The sequence below is a fragment of the Cytobacillus sp. EB106-05-05-XG126 genome, assembly GCF_058791715.1.
Window position 1 is genome coordinate 156,076 of sequence record NZ_JBYTDU010000004.1, and the last position, 16,080, is coordinate 172,155.

Below are 16,080 nucleotides of genomic sequence, written 5' to 3' on the forward strand. Positions count from 1 at the left end.
TGAGATCCCCATTCTTAGGCTCAAAAAAAAACACACATGGGGCAGAGGCTCGCACATGTGTGTATAAAACTTATTTAATCGTTACTTTTTTTCCGTCGAATTTGATTAGCGTAAAACCGTTAAAACGCTCATTAAAGGATGAGCTGTAATCCCGCAGGAGCCCAATGGCTACTGCTTCACCAAGCTTTAGCCCTTCTATGCCATCAGAACGCCAATGAACACCTGCAGTGTCTCTGCCAAGGGAAATATTCACACCAAGCTTATTAAGCTCGCCTCCTGCTGTCAGAGGGGTGCCCGGATAAGGAAGCAGGGAGAGTCCATCCAAACTTGCTTCCACCGGATCCGGAATCACAAATGATTCGTTGAAGAATGCTTTAAGGATCGTAACCCCTGCACCTGCGATGCAGGCATGGCCGGCAGGGTAGGCTGGATGAGTTGGACAGCCTTCCGGATAAGCCATAGGCAGAAGATAAAAGCCATATCTGCTGTAAACCTGAGTAAGCACGCTGGATTCAAGGAGCTCTGAGTGGATCGGGTATTTAGCCGACCCATTCATATGGTTATGAACACGCCCGCCAAATTCTTCGGGACGGAGCCTGCGGTGGACGAGGAACTTTTGGAACCAGGCCGCTTCGAGTGCCATCCTCCCTGCTTTTGTGACCATATCCAATATATGAGCAGCCCCGAAGGTAATGAATCCTCCCTGGGTAGCCGACTTAAGATAAGGGTTGTTTTGGTCAAGTGCATCGGGCCCATAACTGAGCATAATTAAACAGGCAGAAAGCGGACATTGAAATGAAAAGTCATAATGTACATATTCACCTAAATCACGGCCATTGCGGATATAGCGGGGTACCGGGTCTTTTATCGGTTCTTTGGATGGAGAGCCATTTTGTATGTCCAGCCATTCTTCATAAGAAGTCATATGATCAGACCCAGCCAAAGTGGTGCTGTATTTCTGAGGATTGTCTGCAGCACCAAATGGAATGTCCTTCCAAAGAAATTGTGAAACATAAGGACCTGTAAGATTACCTGGAAACTCACTGCGGAACAATGTTTCAGGAGTGACCTTCCCGATAACTTTCGGTCCTCGAAAATCAGAAAACCCTGATAGTTCACCAGCAGCCGCAGCAATCAGGGGATCACTTTCATACGCCCTGAAAGGAATATCCCTGGTAAGTGCCTGCCAGTATAACTCTGCCATTTCTCCCGCCTCCCAGGCGCTGCTGAAAGCTGGAGGCTTGGACAAATTCAATTGATGGCAATCCGGTCCTATTAAATCATACACATAGGAAGCCTGTGGATTTGAAAGCTTCACCTTCCCTCCCATTGGGATCGATTCAAAATCTTGTGGATTTCCGGACTTTAAAGCTTTCACGTACTGTCCATACGCCTGGAACACAACTTCTCCAAGAGAATTATGGGGAAGCCCCTTTGAGTAGCTGCCGATTTTCCCGGGAAGCTGTTCATCTCCATTGCATGGATGTTCTTTCGGCGGCAGAAGCAGGTGAGAAGCAGCAGACATAAGGCGAATGCAAAAGGCTGCCTTCATGCGCTTCCACCCAGTTTTTGGAGCTATTAAGCAGCCTTTTTCCTTATCATAGTAAATTTTCTTTTCTTCCATAAAATCTCCCCTGTAACTTTTATTTGGTTCTTTATGATGATCATTTCATTATATTCACAGGGCAGCTGCAGGCTTGGGTATCATACTAGAATCCCCCTATCCATTTTGGAAAACGAAAAAGAAAATGGATGCCTGATTCCACAAAAAATGCGCAGAGAGACTTTCTCTGCGCATGTCACGAATCCTTTTCAATCCCAAATCGTATTATAATATGACTAACTAAAAAGCGAGGTGTGGAGAATGTTTGTTAGACTTTTTCATAAATCAAACCGCTTCGGTAAAATCGCCATTTTATCAAGTTCCATCCTTTTATTAATAGGCGGATTGACGGCACTTATCCTTTAGCTGAACCCGGGCGATTTGTTCTGGGTCCCCGCTGCTAGGAAGGGCTTTTCTCCAATTTCAAGCTTTTCAGGATGGATTTAGGCGCTGTCCTCAAATAAACTTCTTTTATCAAGCCTTCTGCCTCATGCCACTCTATTTCAAGATCCCCCAGAATCGATGTCCAGCCATGCTGTCCAATATAGGGTGTCTTGAAAAAGCGGCTGCCTTCCTGCAATAAAAATTCCTGTGTTTCTTTCGATGTTTTCATGGCAATGGACGGAATGCCCTCTTCGTTTTCTCCCAAAATAACAAATGGCTTATCTTTTATCCTGAATGAAGTGTGGCCAAACTTATCTATATGCTCGGCGGTTTCAGGAAAACCAATGGCAATCTCCCTTACCTTTGTCAGAATCTCTATGCTTTTTTGTGATTTTAATTGTTTATGGATCATCTTAAAGCTCCCTTGTCTGTTCTTTAATGACACTATTCAACACTATATTAAGAAACCCTTGTCTAAAAAAGAAAGTTTCTGGCTGTTATGATAGTTATTTGCCAAAATTTCTTTTCAAAACTTCATTCATATCTCACATTCTCCTTTTAAGATATGAAAAGAAGTTTAACGAAGAGGAGCTTTGATGACATGGAAACGGTTAAAGAAATGACTGATATACAAAAACAGCCGCAGACTAACACCTCTCTATACAGAACGGTTTGGAGATGGCATTTTTATGCGGGCATTGCCCCATTTCTTTTTATTCTGGCGGTAACCGGTGCAATCTATTTGTTTAAGCCGCAAATTGAGGGTGTCCTTTATCAGGATTATTATGAAGTCACCCCTCAGGATGAAAAAATTTCAGCTTCACAGCAGATTGAAGAAGTGAAGAAGCTTTATCCGGATGCAGCAGTGACAGTGTACCGTCCCGGGGAAAGCGCCAATCGTTCAAGTGAAGTCGGCATTGTGAATAACGATGAATCACTTACTGTTTTTATTAATCCTTATACCGGTGAGTCCCTCGGGGCCTTAAACAGCGAGGACCGGATTATGAATAAAGTTGAAGAGTTTCATGGGGAACTGATGGCTGGCACAATGGGAGACCGAATTGTCGAACTGGCTGCATGCTGGGCGGTCGTGCTCATTGTTACTGGGATGTATTTATGGTTTCCGAAGAAAAGGCCTGGCATGGGGGGAGTCCTTTTTCCGCGCTTAAAAAAAGGGAAAAAGACTTTCAGAAGAGATCTGCATGCAGTGCCTGCCTTCTGGGTCACTGCCGGGATGCTCTTTTTAATCATGACTGGACTTCCTTGGTCCGGATTCTGGGGCACGAACTTTCAATCGATGGCGACCAATACCGGGGAAGGATACCCTCCTTCGATATGGGTTGGAAGCGGACCCCAATCAACCATTCAAACGAAAGACATTGCCGATGTCCCATGGGCAGCCGAAAATCTGGACGTGCCTGCTTCTTCGGAGATTCAGGGATTCATCCGCCTTCCGATTGATGATGTGGTATCTATTGCGGAACGTGAAGGAGTGCATCCAAGTTATTCAATCTATATCCCGCAGGATAAATCGGGTGTATACACTCTTTCCGCCTTCCCGCCAAAAGCGCAGGATGAGATTACGATGCATATCGATCAGTACACAGGTGCGGTTTTGACGGATTACCGCTATGAGAATTACGGCTGGATCGGAAAAATGGTCGCGTGGGGTATAACACTTCATACCGGAACTCAATTTGGCCTGATCAATCAATTAATCAGTCTTGCCATTTGTTTAGGCATCATCCTTGTGGCCGTAAGCGGCTATTATCTGTGGCTCAAACGCAAGCCGAAAAAGGAACTGGGCGCGCCAAAAACAGCTGGCTTCAAAAACACAAAGGGATTCTTCCTGCTGCTAATTGCCATGGGATTCCTATTCCCATTAGTCGGATTAACGATCATCGCTGTATTGATGTTCGACTTAATCTTGATCCGGAGAATATCTGCGCTGAAGAGGTTTCTGAATGCGTAAGTTTAGAATAAGGGAGTCTAATGCCTTGAAAAAATATATCTTTATGGTCCTGCTGCTGTCATTGCTGAGTGCATGCTCACTGGATGAGAACGCAGCAGAGCTTTACAAACAGGAAACTCCGCTGAAGCTGGAAATACAAACGCCTGACAATTTCACAGCAGGAGAACAGGAGACGATTAGAGCAACTCTCATACAGGACGACAAGCCTGCTGATCATGCCGACTTTGTTCATTTCGAGATCTGGAAACAGGACGGCACTGTCCAATATGGGATGGAAGAAGCAGTCGATGAGGGCAGCGGCGTTTATAGCATCAGCAAGGATTTTGACAAGGATGGACTTTACTTTGTAAAAGTACACGCCCAGCAAGACGGCAGCCTGATCATGCCGCAAAAGCAATTTATTGTGGGAGAGCTATCTAAAAGCGACGTGGAATTCCTGCATGAAGGAACAGGCAGGCAGGAAGCGGGGCAGGGCCATCATCATTAAGGAAAGATTGAGAAATATGGAAACAAAAGGGCAGAAATGACAGTAAAGACTGTCACTTCTGCCCTTTAATATAATTTCTAAATGTATTCAATTAATCTACAACCGGAAACCATCCCGGAGTGTTTACAATTGCCTGCCAGAGCGGATCCGGGATAACCAGTTTCTCCTGATCCTTTTTGGATAAAGTGGTGACAATTTCCGACTCTTTTCCTTCCTGCACCTTTTGCACCCAATCCGGCTCCATAATCAATTCCCGGCCAAGAGCAACCATGGCCACTCCTGTTTCCAGTGCTTTCACAGCTTCATCAGGAGTATGGATCGACCCTACTCCGATAAGCGGGAGGCGACTATTCATTTTTTCTAACAGTTGCTGAATTCTCGGCTTAGCTTCATCAGCCCCGCGTCTTGGCTTGGACCAGAACTCCATCAGGGAGACATGAAGGTAGTCCAGCCCTTTATCTGACAGCACATCGACTAATTGAAGAGTATCTTCCATTGTGATCCCTGGATCGGTCGGTTCTTCCGGAGAAAAACGGTATCCGACAATGAACGGCTCCTTTGCATGTTCTTTTACCGCTTTTTGAACTGCATCTACCACAGCAAGAGGGAACGTCATGCGCTTCTCAAGACTGCCTCCGAATCGGTCCTCACGGCGATTTGAATGCGGAGAAAAGAACTGCTGAATTAAGTAGCCATTGGCGCCGTGAATTTCAACGCCATCATAGCCTGCCTCGATGGCCCGGCGGGTAGTCTCGCCGAAAGCAGCAATGATATCCTCCACTTCTTTTTCCGTCAGTGCTCTTGGCGTATTGCTGCTTCCTTCAGACGCAACCGCACTCGCACTTACTGTTTCGCCATTTGGAACGAGCTCAGGAGGGCATTCCCTCCCGCCATGAAAGATCTGCAGAATGGCTTTGGCACCCTGTTCTTTAATGCTGGATGCCAGTCTCGAAAGACTTGGAATCATCCCGTCATGATCGCCGCCAAATTCACCATGGAATCCCTTTCCGTTGGCTGTCACATATGTACAGGCCGTAATCACCATTCCGGCCCCTTTGGAACGGCGTACATAATAATCGATCTCAGCATCTGACACGGTTCCATCCGGATGGGAAGCGAAATTTGTCATCGGCGCCAGGACCACCCTGTTTTTGATTTCCACCCTATTTTTTAACTGCAATGGTTCTAATAGTGGTTTATAACTTGGATTCATATAAGTCACTCCTTTTTTTTCGTTCACACCTAGTTTGTTTAATGTTTACACAAAATAAACTGGCATCAAACTTACTGTAATACTATAAGTTACAGTTAAGGCAGTCAATTATTTGAATCGCAGCGTTCCCAAAGGAACAGAGGGACACGTCCCATGTCCCTCTGCTAAAGACTTATTCCTGGTCCCAGGATATATTTTCAATGACCACATCCAGCTGGCCGCTTGGAATCATAAGTGACGTTTTTTCTCCCAAATTTTTCAACAGAAGCTGCCTGCCTACAGGAGACAGGAACGAGATACAGCCATTATCCGGGTCTGACTCTTCCGGGAGGCAAATATGATAAACTTCCCGATCATCCTCCCCGTCAAATAATACGGTAACCTTTGTTCCAATCAATACTTTCCGCAAAGGCTGTTCCGCCGGCGCCTGATTACAAAGCTCAATGTATTGCTCTACTTCCCTTACATAAACACTGAGAAAATCCTTTCTCCGCTCCTTCAGCGGAGTCGAAGAAAGGTAAAGGCCATTCATGTCCTGATGATTTTCATCAATATACGTCAGCTGTTTAACAAAGAATTCTTTTTCAGTGAGAGCCTCTAGACTATGGTTCATAATAGATAACCCCCCTGCTCGGATCAAACACCCTGCAAAACATCAATTTTACTGTCATTTTCCATGCACCATCCTTTTTTGAATATATAAAAAGCAGACCTTTCCCATTTATAAAAGAAAGGTCTACTATATATTAACAACATAGCATATAAACACCTGAAAAGCCAGCTGACTTATGCGATCATTGGCAAACCCCGAGCGGATTCCCATCAGGATCGAAGAATGTAAAAAATCTCGTGGTCCCTTCCCCGCCAATTGGATTTACGTTTACACCCTTCTCAAGTAAAAGCTTATGAGTTTCTTCAATATCTTCCGGAATGAAGTTATAATATTTTCCCACGCCAAACTGATTTTCCGGAAACTTCATCGGCTGATGAGGACTGATTCTGACAAGACAGACGACAGTTTGCGCATGATCCCCAATCCGCATGACAGCTGCCTCTTTTTCCATGTAAATCAGCTGAAATCCCAATACCTCTTCATACCAGCCTGCTGATAGCTCAGGGTTTTTGACCGGTATAAAAATTCCTTCCATGCCTTTCAGCAGCGGCTTGCTCATTAGAATCTCTCCTTTTAAATTTTAATGATATTTACCTATTACCTTAGCCATCTTATTACTTCTCCCTTTTGTATTATTTTTCCTTTTAAATTCAGGCAATCTGCTCATTTCTGCAAGAAAAAACGCTCCTGTTTTTGCAGGAGCGTTAGATTTGGACTGATTCTCTTGTATTCCCGCTTCTTGTGTCCGAAGTTGATCCATGTTCAGACTCTTCCCACTGCTTTCCCGCTTTTCCTGTCCAAAGTTAGCTCGGCTTCGGACTCACCTGCACCGATTTCCCTTTGGCCTGTCCGAACAGAGAGACCGGACCCGCTCTGAATACTTTTCCCAATTTTAAGCACTCTAATTGTGTATGGGAGGTGAAGGATTTGACGCGTCAGAACAATAATTCAGAGAAACAGAAAACAAATTCCGCAGCAGTAAACCGTCAGGGTTCAGGATCAGAATATGAAAAAGAACGTGCCGGGAATGTGGAAGGGTACGGTCAGCCCTACCCGGAAAATGGAGCTAAACAGTAATCATGGATAAGAGTGAATTAAACGTTAATTCACTCTTTTTAGATTGCCTTCACCACTTTGGATGCCTTCTCTGCTGGCTTTTTCCACAGCAGGGTTAAACCGATCCCCACTGCAGTGATGAGAGCTGCGAAATAGTAAGGGTAGTTAATATCGATATCAAACAGCATTCCCCCTATAATAGGTCCGCTGATATTCGCGAGGCTTGTAAACATCGAATTCATTCCGCCCACAAAGCCCTGTTCATTGCCGGCGATCTTGGAAAGATAAGAAGTAATAGCCGGACGGAATAAATCAAATCCTACAAATACAATGAAGGTTACAAGCAGTATCGCAAAATAGGAATGAACAACGGTCATTAAAAACACAAGCAGGCCGGATAATAGTAAGCTGTAGCGGATCAGTTTGATTTCGCCCCAGATGCGGGTGAGGCGGTCAAATAGCAGAATTTGCGATACTGCGCCAAAAATGGCTCCGCCCGTTATGACAATAGCAATATCCGCTGGTTTAAAGGCAAACTTGTGATCGACAAATAAGCTAAAGAAGGATTCAAAAGCAGCAAGCCCGAATGAGGCAATAAAAATCAGAATAAAGGCAAGGAGGTACTTTGGTTCCATCACCCGCCTGAAGCCGCTCTTTCCTGCTTCGGCTCCTTCATTATTTTCCTCATTGCGCTCAGGCTCTGTTAATAAAATCAGGGAAAGCACAGCTGCAAGCGCACCAAGTCCCCCCGCAAAGAAAAATGGCACCCGCGTTCCGAACTCTGCTAAGAATCCGCCAATGCCTGGACCGATGATAAAACCGGTGCTGATGGCCGCTGACATATACCCGAGTGCCTTCGGGCGGGTTTCAGTCGTGGTAATGTCCGCAATAAAGGCTGTAACGGCCGGCATAATAAAGGCCGCACTAATCCCGCCTAAAATCCGCGAAACGAACAGAACTTCGATTTCTTTGCCGAACCCGAATAAGAATTCTGATAGGCCGAAAATAAACAGGCCGGTGACAATCATGATTTTCCTGCCCCATTTATCGGCTGCTCTCCCTGCAAATGGAGAAACAATCAGCTGGGCTAAGGCAAATGCGGCTGTCAAATAGCCGACCGTTGTGCCCGTTATGCCTAATTCATTCATCAGCGTAGGCAGGACAGGAATGACCAGGCCAATTCCCAAAAAGGCAATGAATAAATTCGTCAATAATAATCCTAATGTGATTTTTTGTGTTTTCATCTATATCATGCTCCTTACAAAACAGTCAAACTTGATTTATTTATACGATCTATCCTAGTGTATATAGTAACTATATAGTCAAGGGCAGTGATGTAAAAAATGAGTAAAAAAGACGGCAAATATTTAACGACAGGTGAATTCGCGAAGCTTTGCAAGGTTAACAAGCAGACCATTTTTTATTACGATCAGATTGGAATTTTATCACCGGTCATGAAAAATGAAAAAGGATACCGCTATTATTCCATTCATCAATTAGAGTTGTTTTTTGTGATTGATTTATTGAAGGATCTTGGCATGTCGCTTAACGATATACAGCAATACATGCAAAATAAATCGCCCGAAAGCTTTTTATCCATCATGTACCGGAAAAAAGAAGAGATTGTGAAGAAGCGTCAGGAAATCGAAATGAAGGAGAAAATGATTGAAGCCAAAATAGCCATAATGGAAGAAGCCTCCCACCTTGATTTTAACCGGATTACGCTTCAGCGTTTGCCGGAAGCAACCCTTTATTTAAGCAGAAACATTCAAAATATATCGGACGAAGAATTTTTAGAGGTCATCTCTGATTTTATTAATGAATTGCAGATCTCGCAGCTTGATTCAGGCTACCCGATCGGGTCCATAACGAAGCGTGAGCAAGTGCTGAAGGGGGAATACGCCAATTACAGCTATTTGTATATCGAGCAGCCCAATCCAAAGGAAGGCCATCCCTATTTCCGGGCCGTTAAAGGGGATTTCCTCATCGGCTATCATGTTGGGAGCGAAAAAACGATCGGCGATACGTATAAGCGGCTTTTTTTAGAAATGGAACGACTCGGTTTAACCTTGGGAGAGCATGTATTTGAAGAGTACATTTATGATACTGTTGTCCGGAATGATAAGGAGCATTATGTTACGAAAATTATGATGGAGGTGGACCGGGGATAAGATACTAATCATTTGCCCTGCTTATTAGTGAGCGGGGTCCCATAAGTTCACAAAAAAACAGGCCCATAAAGGGCCTGCTCTGAGTTGGTTTAAAATTAAGCTTTGCGAACGTTAGCTGCTTGAGCTCCACGCTGGCCTTGCTCAACGTCGAAAGTCACTTCTTGACCTTCTTCTAGAGATTTGTAGCCTTCGCCTTGGATAGCTGAGAAATGAACGAATACGTCTTCTCCACCTTCACGCTCGATGAATCCGAAGCCTTTTTCACTGTTAAACCATTTTACTTTACCGTTTTCCATGTTTGTTGCCTCCTTGTGTGTAAACCACACATTGTGTTACTATCCTTGCTCTCAGTGATCATCAAGACGTAAAGTTATTACTCAAACTATCCTTTACACCGAACAAAAATAATTCTTATTCAGCATAACACTTTTCAGAATTATATGCAAGAAAAGTCGTAAAGTCTTCCATATAAGCATTGCACGAGCGTCGAATATTAAGCATTAAAAAACTGCTATTTACTTCATAGCAGTCATGGATAGTGCCTTAAGAAGTAATCGAATATCCTGATGAATGCTGTTGCATACTTGATCATCGCTACAGTTCTCATAATCAGCCTGTAAACGTCCAAGTTCTCGAATGAATAGTAAGTTTTCTTCCTTACTAAGCATAGTGTATTCGCTCCTTTTTACATAGGAAAAACACTATGTCGTTCAAGGTTAACACTATTGCATTTTATTTACAATCTATCAGCAGGGCTTTAAAAAGAAGAATTTCCACTTTCGCTGTTGAACCCTTTTCAAGATCAAAGTATGATAAACTGAAATTGCAGGCATAAAATGTCAGAATTCTATGGGGTGCAAATTTGGAAAGTATACAGGTAAAAGAAGTCCATGAAATTCAAGCTCTTACTAAGGGACATGTATTATATTTTTTCAAGAATCCGGACCAATATATATCAAATGTCATTGAATTTGTTCTTTCGGGCTTAGAACGAAATGAATACTCCATCATTATAGAAAATGATCGAATGACTCCATTGATTAAGAAAAGTCTCACAGAAAAGTTGAATAATAACTGCCAGGAAAAGGTAATGTTCGTCAATAATTATGACTTCTATTATGCCAAGGGGGACTTTAGAGTTAATTCTATCTTCGATTATCTTCCGAAGTTAATTGAAGGTTATTCAGACCAGGATTTAGCTGTTCGGAGCTGGGCTCATGTCGAATGGCGGGATGAACCGGAAGTCAGTAAAAAATTATCTGCATCTGAAAAAGAAGCTGATTTAATCGTTGCCAAAACAAAACTTTTATCTGTTTGTGCTTATGATTCAGAAAGGGTTAGTCATGAATTAAAAGAAAGTCTTCTGCTGTGCCATAACTTTCTTATAAATGAATGAGTGAAGAAATCCAGGCTGGATTCACTGTAAACAAATTAGTCTCACCCTTTAAAAGAGAGACTAATTTGGATCCCCCAAGATGTTTTTACTGCTTAGTAAAAACGAGGTATTTCTGCCCCATATAATTGATTGCAGTATAAATGCCAGCCCCCAAAAGAACCGCAAGCTCTTCAGGCGATGCTTCATGTCCGAAAAGCGTAAAGCCCTTTATACTCTCTGCAGCCATGCCGCTAATTGAATAAGATAAAATATAGCAAAAAAATAAAATCAAAGCGAAGCGCACAGCACTGCTTTGAATGCTGATCCCGCTCCTGAAGGTGAATGTTCTGTTCAGGAAAAAGCTGACCGCCGCCCCCGTACTGTTCCCCAGGAATGTAGCTGTCCAATATGACATTCCTGCTAAATCCAGCAGTATAAATATCATAGATAGCCCGACTAATGTATTGACTGTTCCAACGATCAAAAAGCGAATAAGGGTATTAGTTCGTTTCAGATAATGTTCCAAAATGAATGTCCGCGAACTCATCATCATGGTCTCCGTCCGTAATCAAATGTCGGGAAATCGGTAAATTAAACGCATCTACTTCAATCGAAAACTTAGGTCTGCGTTTTGTCTCTTTATAGATTTTCCCAATATATTCCCCAACCAGTCCAATGGCTGTCAGCTGAAGTCCTCCCAGCATCCAGATCGAGGCGATTAACGATGTCCAGCCAGTTTCCGTTTCTCCAAAAAAGCGCAAACCTAGAAAGTAGAGGCCAAATAAAAAACTGATAAAAAAAGATCCGATCCCTAATGCCAATACCATCCGGATTGGCGTCACGGAAAAAGAAGTGATTCCTTCAAAGGAAAAGGCCAGCATTTTTTTCAGCGGGTACTTCGTTTCCCCGGCAAGGCGTTCCTTGCGGTCATAGTAAACACTGGCTGTTTTAAAGCCCAGCATGGGCACAATTCCCCGCAAGAAAAGATTGGTCTCCTCATAGCGCAGCAGCTCCTCCAAAGCCCGCTTGCTCATCAGGCGGAAATCAGCATGATTATAGACAAGATCTACGCCCATTTTCTCCATCAGCTTATAAAATCCCTGTGCAGTGCTTCTCTTAAACAATGAATCACTGTCCCGCTTTCTTCTAACTCCATAGACAATATCATGCCCTTCCCGGAACTTCAGGATAAACTTCCGGATCACAGCAATATCGTCCTGAAGGTCCGCATCGATGGATACCGTACAATCCGAAGCCTTTCCTGCCGCTGTTAAGCCCGCAAGCAGCGCATTCTGATGTCCCGCATTTTTGGCAAGCTTCAGCCCCCTCACTTGCGGGTTATTCAGGCTCTGCTTATAGATAATCTGCCAGGTCCGGTCCCTGCTTCCATCATCCACAAACAGGATTTTGCTTTGATCCGAAACAAGATCATCATCCACCAATTCTGTTAGCAAGCCACCGAGCTGATCAATTGTATCCGGCAGTACCTCCTCTTCGTTAAAGCAAGGAACTACGATGGTGAGTACCGGGTTGTTCATTCTTAATTCCTCCTGATTTATATGGCTTTATAAAGGTAGATTTTCCACACAGAGCTTTTTGATTCAAAAACCTTCTCCAATACAAGCTGATTATCTTCGGCATTGTCGATGGGAACAGATGAAAAAAGATAAGAGCCTCCCATAGCCTTAAAGGCGTCTGTATTCAATTCCAGGTTCTTCAGCCTTTTTTTCGTGCGCTTCTTGAACATATAATGCTTGCCAAGCTCGTCTGTAAAGATATAGCATCTCCCACCCCACTCATCATAATAGGTGCGGATGGTTTTATTTTTTTCAAGCTCTTTTTCCATGATTTTTCGAAATTGATATTTGTATGTTAAGGGGTAGAAATTATTATAGGAATCCAGCGTGTAGAACCCATTATACTGGGCAATAGCCGGATGAAGCCCAATGCTTGCGACCCGGTAACCCTCCTGAGGAAGCCCAATGTAGTCTTTAATAGCCGAGAACTGCTCTTCTGCATAAAACTGTTTGAAAGACGGCTTATTCTGAAAAAGAATTTCCTCGTTAAAAAAGGACGCGGCAATCACCTGGGCAAGCACAAATACAGGGACCATCCTCCTCCATAACCTCCCGTATGACCAAACAATTTTTAACGATAGCGCAAACAGCAGATAAACCACCAGGGGCCTTAAAAAGTGATATCTGGCAAAGTTGAAAGTATCAAGCACGTGAAAACGCTCTGTAAGGGGAAGCCAGCCTTTGTAGAACCAGAAGGCATACCATGCAGATAAAGCAAAGTTCAGGAAAAACAGGAACATAAACACCTTCTCTTTTTTCCAATCCTTTTTCCTCAGTACCATAAAAAGGGCCAATAACATGATGGGCAGAATGATCAGCGTATGAATTGTGGCAGCATGATGGTGCCCGATAGCAAAATTCTTGAATGTCAGCCTGACGCAATGCCAAAAGGTGAGCCTCGCATGGAAATATTCATCCCGGCTGTTCGGCTCATCGTCAAATAGGAAGGAATAAACGAGCCTGTATTCCACGATGAAAAAGATTCCGGTCATATAAATAATTGATAAGAGAAATGGCCAATTCCATGTTCTTTTCCGGATCAAGTCTGTCAGCCAGAATAATCCCATGGCGCTCAGGAAAAAGAAAAAGCCAAGGACGATGCTTGCATATAAAGGCAACAGGGTGAGGACAAGGACATTTTTCCACGACCTTTCCCCTTGCCTGATATTCAGGAAAGCCCAAAGCGCAAGCGGCATTCCAAGCGTGCTCAGCATACCGGAAGGCCAGAATGGCGTGAAAGCAAAAGCAAGGGCTGTCCCAATCGTTACGGGCGCCCACTTTTCACCTATTAGAAAGTGCTTTTTCAAGAGCAAATACATCCCGATAAAAGCAAACACTCTTGTGATTGTCTGGCTGAGTGCATACGCAATCATTGTCGGAAAAAGGGCATACAGCCAAACAATGATGGTCCATTCAGATCCGAACGCATTGCGGGATAGATTTCCGTTCATAATTTGCGCAATGACAGCATCTATTGGCCCTGTAAGCTGCCCGCTTTCAGCAAGAACTTTATACCACGCCAGATTACTGTCAAGATTATCATGAACGCGTATATGTGCATTTTCACCTAATATGTATAAAGGGGAAACAAATAAAGCTAAAGCAATGCCCGCCAGAATAAGGAGATTTTTCTCGGCTGCCAATTTTTTTAGAAGCAATCTCTACACCTCTGGGTTGAAGAATATTTACAATTTTAGGGTTCACGAAGAGGGGCAAATTATTCAGGAAGGGATAATACAACCTTCCTCCTACATAAAAATAGAGTGGAAAGGGGGATTTTATGATTAAAAAAGCGGTCATTCCAGCTGCAGGCCTCGGAACCCGCTTTCTGCCGGCCACGAAGGCACAGCCGAAGGAAATGCTCCCCATCGTCGATAAGCCCGCCATTCAATATATTGTGGAGGAAGCCATTGCTTCAGGAATTGAAGATATTATCATCATAACGGGGAGAAACAAACGGGCCATTGAAGACCACTTTGATAAATCGGTTGAAATGGAGCTGCTGCTGCAGAAAAGCGGAAAGTTTGCAATGCTTGAGGAAGTGCGCGGAATCACCAATCTGGCGGATATCCATTATGTCAGGCAAAAGGAGCCGCTCGGATTGGGGCACGCCATTTTATGCGCGAGAAAGTTCATTGGCAGGGAACCGTTTGCCGTCCTCCTTGGCGATGATATCATCGACGGAGAACCACCTGCCATGCTGCAAATGATGGAGCAATATAATCAAACGGGGGCAAGCATCCTTGGATGCAGTGAGGTTCCTATGTCTGAAGTCAATAAATATGGAATTGTAGGCTATTCGGAACAGAGGGGCCCATTATACAAAGTGAATAACCTCGTGGAAAAACCTTCTGCTGAAAAAGCCCCTTCTGCACATGCCATTATTGGCCGCTATATCTTAACACCTGCAATATTTGAAATGCTTGAGAACGGAAGCCCGGACAGCAAAGGCGAGCTGCAGCTGACAGACGCTCTCCATGCCTTGCTTTGCCGGGAAAAAATTTATTCCTACCTGATCCAGGGAAGCCGTTATGATATTGGAGATAAATTCGGCTTTCTTAAAGCCTCGATTGATTATGCCCTGCAAAGACCTGAGCTGAAGGAAAAGCTTTCCCTATACTTAAGGCAAGCTCGCTTATGATTTGTGATATCCGTCAGGATGGGATCGGTGCCAGCTCCAGGCATCCTCGACGATCTGGCGGATACTTGTTTTTTGCGGCTGCCAGTTCAGCAATAACCTTGCTTTTTCAGATGAAGCAACCAGTTCTGCCGGGTCTCCTGGCCTGCGGGGAGCAATCGTTACTTTAAAATGTCTGTCTGTTGCCTCCTCTGCAGCTTCAATCACCTCTTTTACAGAGATCCCTTTGCTGCCCCCCAGATTAAAGATATTGCTTTCCCCTCCATCTTCCAGGTAACGGAGTGCAAGCAGATGGGCTTCAGCCAAATCCTCTACATGAATATAGTCTCTTATACAAGTGCCATCCTTTGTTGGATAGTCATCTCCAAAAATGGAGACGGATTCTCTTTTTCCAAGTGCCGCCTGCAGGGTGATTGGAATTAAATGTGTCTCATTCTGATGGTCCTCGCCCATCTCCCCTGAAGCCTTTGCCCCTGCAGCATTAAAATAACGCAGCGACACGAACCTTGCTCCTGATGCCTGCGCCCACCAATGGAGCATCCGTTCAACGGCAAGCTTCGTCTCACCATATGGGCTCGCAGGCGCAAGCGGTGCATCTTCCCGTATTGGCTGGCTTTTCGCATTCCCATATACAGCTGCTGTTGACGAAAATACCAGCTTATTTACCTTATGCGCTTCCAAAGCCTTTAAAAGGCTAAGAGAACCAAGTACATTATTATGATAGTAATTTAGCGGATCTTTCATCGATTCCCCTACAAGGGATGACGCCGCAAAATGAAATACTCCCTCTATACGCTCACGGCAAAGGACACTATTTAGAAAATCCTGCGATCTGATATCCCCCTCATAGAAAGCTGCCTTCGGATGGACCGCCTTTCTATGGCCAGTAGTCAAATTATCGGCAACTACTGTTTTGTACCCTTTTCGCATGAGAAGATCTACAATATGCGAACCAATATAACCTGCTCCTCCAGTAACCAAAATTGCCATT

At 44.0% G+C, this 16,080-nt stretch carries 18 protein-coding genes; 6 read left to right on the top strand and 12 right to left on the bottom strand.

Going from position 1 to position 16,080, the window contains the following annotated elements:
* Positions 1-70: 70 nt before the first annotated feature.
* Positions 71-1,624: a vanadium-dependent haloperoxidase gene (locus AC3WTL_RS15305; RefSeq protein WP_492369697.1), complete on the bottom strand. Its 1,554-nt coding sequence runs from the start codon at positions 1,622-1,624 to the stop codon at positions 71-73.
* Positions 1,625-2,003: 379 nt separating this feature from the next.
* Positions 2,004-2,399 carry an MmcQ/YjbR family DNA-binding protein gene (locus AC3WTL_RS15310; RefSeq protein WP_492369698.1) on the bottom strand — a complete coding sequence of 132 codons (396 nt, stop codon included), beginning with the start codon at positions 2,397-2,399 and terminating at the stop codon, positions 2,004-2,006.
* Between the two features lie 189 nt (positions 2,400-2,588).
* On the opposite strand from AC3WTL_RS15310, the gene AC3WTL_RS15315 reads away from it, so the two are divergent.
* Both AC3WTL_RS15315 and AC3WTL_RS15320 read left to right on the top strand, forming a co-directional pair.
* Complete coding sequence (locus AC3WTL_RS15315; protein ID WP_492369699.1) at positions 2,589-3,959, top strand: PepSY-associated TM helix domain-containing protein; 1,371 nt, start codon at positions 2,589-2,591, stop codon at positions 3,957-3,959.
* Positions 3,960-3,984: 25 nt separating this feature from the next.
* Positions 3,985-4,446 (top strand): FixH family protein, encoded by a 462-nt coding sequence (locus tag AC3WTL_RS15320; protein WP_492369700.1) that lies wholly within the window; start codon positions 3,985-3,987, stop codon positions 4,444-4,446.
* A 91-nt stretch (positions 4,447-4,537) separates the two neighbouring features.
* Here the strand turns inward: AC3WTL_RS15320 and AC3WTL_RS15325 are convergent, their stop codons facing one another.
* The 4 genes from AC3WTL_RS15325 to AC3WTL_RS15340 form a co-directional block, all read right to left on the bottom strand.
* Complete coding sequence (locus AC3WTL_RS15325) at positions 4,538-5,659, bottom strand: NADH-dependent flavin oxidoreductase (RefSeq protein WP_492369701.1); 1,122 nt, start codon at positions 5,657-5,659, stop codon at positions 4,538-4,540.
* 172 nt (positions 5,660-5,831) lie between these two features.
* Complete coding sequence (locus tag AC3WTL_RS15330) at positions 5,832-6,272, bottom strand: GreA/GreB family elongation factor (protein ID WP_061791393.1); 441 nt, start codon at positions 6,270-6,272, stop codon at positions 5,832-5,834.
* Between the two features lie 181 nt (positions 6,273-6,453).
* Entirely contained in the window at positions 6,454-6,831 is a 378-nt protein-coding gene (locus AC3WTL_RS15335; RefSeq protein WP_492369702.1) for a VOC family protein, read from the bottom strand.
* 21 nt (positions 6,832-6,852) lie between these two features.
* A complete protein-coding gene (locus AC3WTL_RS15340; RefSeq protein ID WP_394582461.1) occupies positions 6,853-7,032 on the bottom strand; it encodes a hypothetical protein in 180 nt (59 codons plus the stop codon).
* A gap of 167 nt (positions 7,033-7,199) precedes the next feature.
* Here AC3WTL_RS15340 and AC3WTL_RS15345 point away from each other — a divergent pair, with 167 nt between their 5' ends.
* The gene (locus AC3WTL_RS15345; RefSeq protein ID WP_404357651.1) at positions 7,200-7,349 is read left to right on the top strand and encodes a hypothetical protein; all 150 of its coding nucleotides are present in this window, start codon (positions 7,200-7,202) and stop codon (positions 7,347-7,349) included.
* Between the two features lie 38 nt (positions 7,350-7,387).
* On the opposite strand, the gene norA is transcribed toward AC3WTL_RS15345, so the two are convergent.
* Positions 7,388-8,572: a multidrug efflux MFS transporter NorA gene (norA, locus tag AC3WTL_RS15350; RefSeq protein WP_492369703.1), complete on the bottom strand. Its 1,185-nt coding sequence runs from the start codon at positions 8,570-8,572 to the stop codon at positions 7,388-7,390.
* Between the two features lie 99 nt (positions 8,573-8,671).
* Here norA and AC3WTL_RS15355 point away from each other — a divergent pair, with 99 nt between their 5' ends.
* Complete coding sequence (locus AC3WTL_RS15355; protein WP_492369704.1) at positions 8,672-9,499, top strand: MerR family transcriptional regulator; 828 nt, start codon at positions 8,672-8,674, stop codon at positions 9,497-9,499.
* A gap of 95 nt (positions 9,500-9,594) precedes the next feature.
* Here AC3WTL_RS15355 and AC3WTL_RS15360 read toward each other — a convergent pair whose 3' ends face one another.
* Positions 9,595-9,795 carry a cold-shock protein gene (locus tag AC3WTL_RS15360; RefSeq protein ID WP_009335135.1) on the bottom strand — a complete coding sequence of 67 codons (201 nt, stop codon included), beginning with the start codon at positions 9,793-9,795 and terminating at the stop codon, positions 9,595-9,597.
* A gap of 566 nt (positions 9,796-10,361) precedes the next feature.
* On the opposite strand from AC3WTL_RS15360, the gene AC3WTL_RS15365 reads away from it, so the two are divergent.
* The gene (locus tag AC3WTL_RS15365) at positions 10,362-10,895 is read left to right on the top strand and encodes an MEDS domain-containing protein (RefSeq protein WP_404357645.1); all 534 of its coding nucleotides are present in this window, start codon (positions 10,362-10,364) and stop codon (positions 10,893-10,895) included.
* Between the two features lie 85 nt (positions 10,896-10,980).
* On the opposite strand, the gene AC3WTL_RS15370 is transcribed toward AC3WTL_RS15365, so the two are convergent.
* From AC3WTL_RS15370 to AC3WTL_RS15380, 3 genes are read right to left on the bottom strand one after another with little or no spacing between them, the layout of a single operon-like run.
* The gene (locus tag AC3WTL_RS15370; RefSeq protein WP_492369705.1) at positions 10,981-11,421 is read right to left on the bottom strand and encodes a GtrA family protein; all 441 of its coding nucleotides are present in this window, start codon (positions 11,419-11,421) and stop codon (positions 10,981-10,983) included.
* The gene (locus AC3WTL_RS15375) at positions 11,375-12,412 is read right to left on the bottom strand and encodes a glycosyltransferase family 2 protein (RefSeq protein WP_492369706.1); all 1,038 of its coding nucleotides are present in this window, start codon (positions 12,410-12,412) and stop codon (positions 11,375-11,377) included. The genes AC3WTL_RS15370 and AC3WTL_RS15375 overlap by 47 nt, the downstream gene beginning before the upstream one ends.
* 17 nt (positions 12,413-12,429) lie before the next feature.
* Positions 12,430-14,109 (bottom strand): DUF6044 family protein, encoded by a 1,680-nt coding sequence (locus AC3WTL_RS15380; protein ID WP_492369707.1) that lies wholly within the window; start codon positions 14,107-14,109, stop codon positions 12,430-12,432.
* A gap of 122 nt (positions 14,110-14,231) precedes the next feature.
* Between AC3WTL_RS15380 and galU the strand changes: the two genes are divergently transcribed.
* Positions 14,232-15,092 carry a UTP--glucose-1-phosphate uridylyltransferase GalU gene (gene galU / locus AC3WTL_RS15385; RefSeq protein ID WP_492369708.1) on the top strand — a complete coding sequence of 287 codons (861 nt, stop codon included), beginning with the start codon at positions 14,232-14,234 and terminating at the stop codon, positions 15,090-15,092.
* On the opposite strand, the gene galE is transcribed toward galU, so the two are convergent.
* Positions 15,087-16,079, bottom strand: coding sequence for a UDP-glucose 4-epimerase GalE (gene galE, locus AC3WTL_RS15390; RefSeq protein WP_404357635.1), 993 nt, complete (start codon positions 16,077-16,079; stop codon positions 15,087-15,089). The two genes, galU and galE, sit on opposite strands and share 6 nt — an antisense overlap.
* Position 16,080: the final 1 nt, after the last annotated feature.

What these genes read in the sequence shown, in the direction of transcription:
- AC3WTL_RS15335 (WP_492369702.1), bottom strand. Translation starts at nt 6,831, where the DNA reads ATGAGCAAGCCGCTGCTGAAAGGCATGGAAGGAATTTTTATACCGGTC.
- AC3WTL_RS15315 (WP_492369699.1), top strand. Translation starts at nt 2,589, where the DNA reads ATGGAAACGGTTAAAGAAATGACTGATATACAAAAACAGCCGCAGACT.
- AC3WTL_RS15355 (WP_492369704.1), top strand. Translation starts at nt 8,672, where the DNA reads ATGAGTAAAAAAGACGGCAAATATTTAACGACAGGTGAATTCGCGAAG.
- AC3WTL_RS15370 (WP_492369705.1), bottom strand. Translation starts at nt 11,421, where the DNA reads ATGAGTTCGCGGACATTCATTTTGGAACATTATCTGAAACGAACTAAT.
- AC3WTL_RS15360 (WP_009335135.1), bottom strand. Translation starts at nt 9,795, where the DNA reads ATGGAAAACGGTAAAGTAAAATGGTTTAACAGTGAAAAAGGCTTCGGA.
- AC3WTL_RS15310 (WP_492369698.1), bottom strand. Translation starts at nt 2,399, where the DNA reads ATGATCCATAAACAATTAAAATCACAAAAAAGCATAGAGATTCTGACA.
- AC3WTL_RS15305 (WP_492369697.1), bottom strand. Translation starts at nt 1,624, where the DNA reads ATGGAAGAAAAGAAAATTTACTATGATAAGGAAAAAGGCTGCTTAATA.
- norA (WP_492369703.1), bottom strand. Translation starts at nt 8,572, where the DNA reads ATGAAAACACAAAAAATCACATTAGGATTATTATTGACGAATTTATTC.
- AC3WTL_RS15330 (WP_061791393.1), bottom strand. Translation starts at nt 6,272, where the DNA reads ATGAACCATAGTCTAGAGGCTCTCACTGAAAAAGAATTCTTTGTTAAA.
- AC3WTL_RS15325 (WP_492369701.1), bottom strand. Translation starts at nt 5,659, where the DNA reads ATGAATCCAAGTTATAAACCACTATTAGAACCATTGCAGTTAAAAAAT.
- AC3WTL_RS15340 (WP_394582461.1), bottom strand. Translation starts at nt 7,032, where the DNA reads ATGGATCAACTTCGGACACAAGAAGCGGGAATACAAGAGAATCAGTCC.
- galE (WP_404357635.1), bottom strand. Translation starts at nt 16,079, where the DNA reads ATGGCAATTTTGGTTACTGGAGGAGCAGGTTATATTGGTTCGCATATT.
- galU (WP_492369708.1), top strand. Translation starts at nt 14,232, where the DNA reads ATGATTAAAAAAGCGGTCATTCCAGCTGCAGGCCTCGGAACCCGCTTT.
- AC3WTL_RS15375 (WP_492369706.1), bottom strand. Translation starts at nt 12,412, where the DNA reads ATGAACAACCCGGTACTCACCATCGTAGTTCCTTGCTTTAACGAAGAG.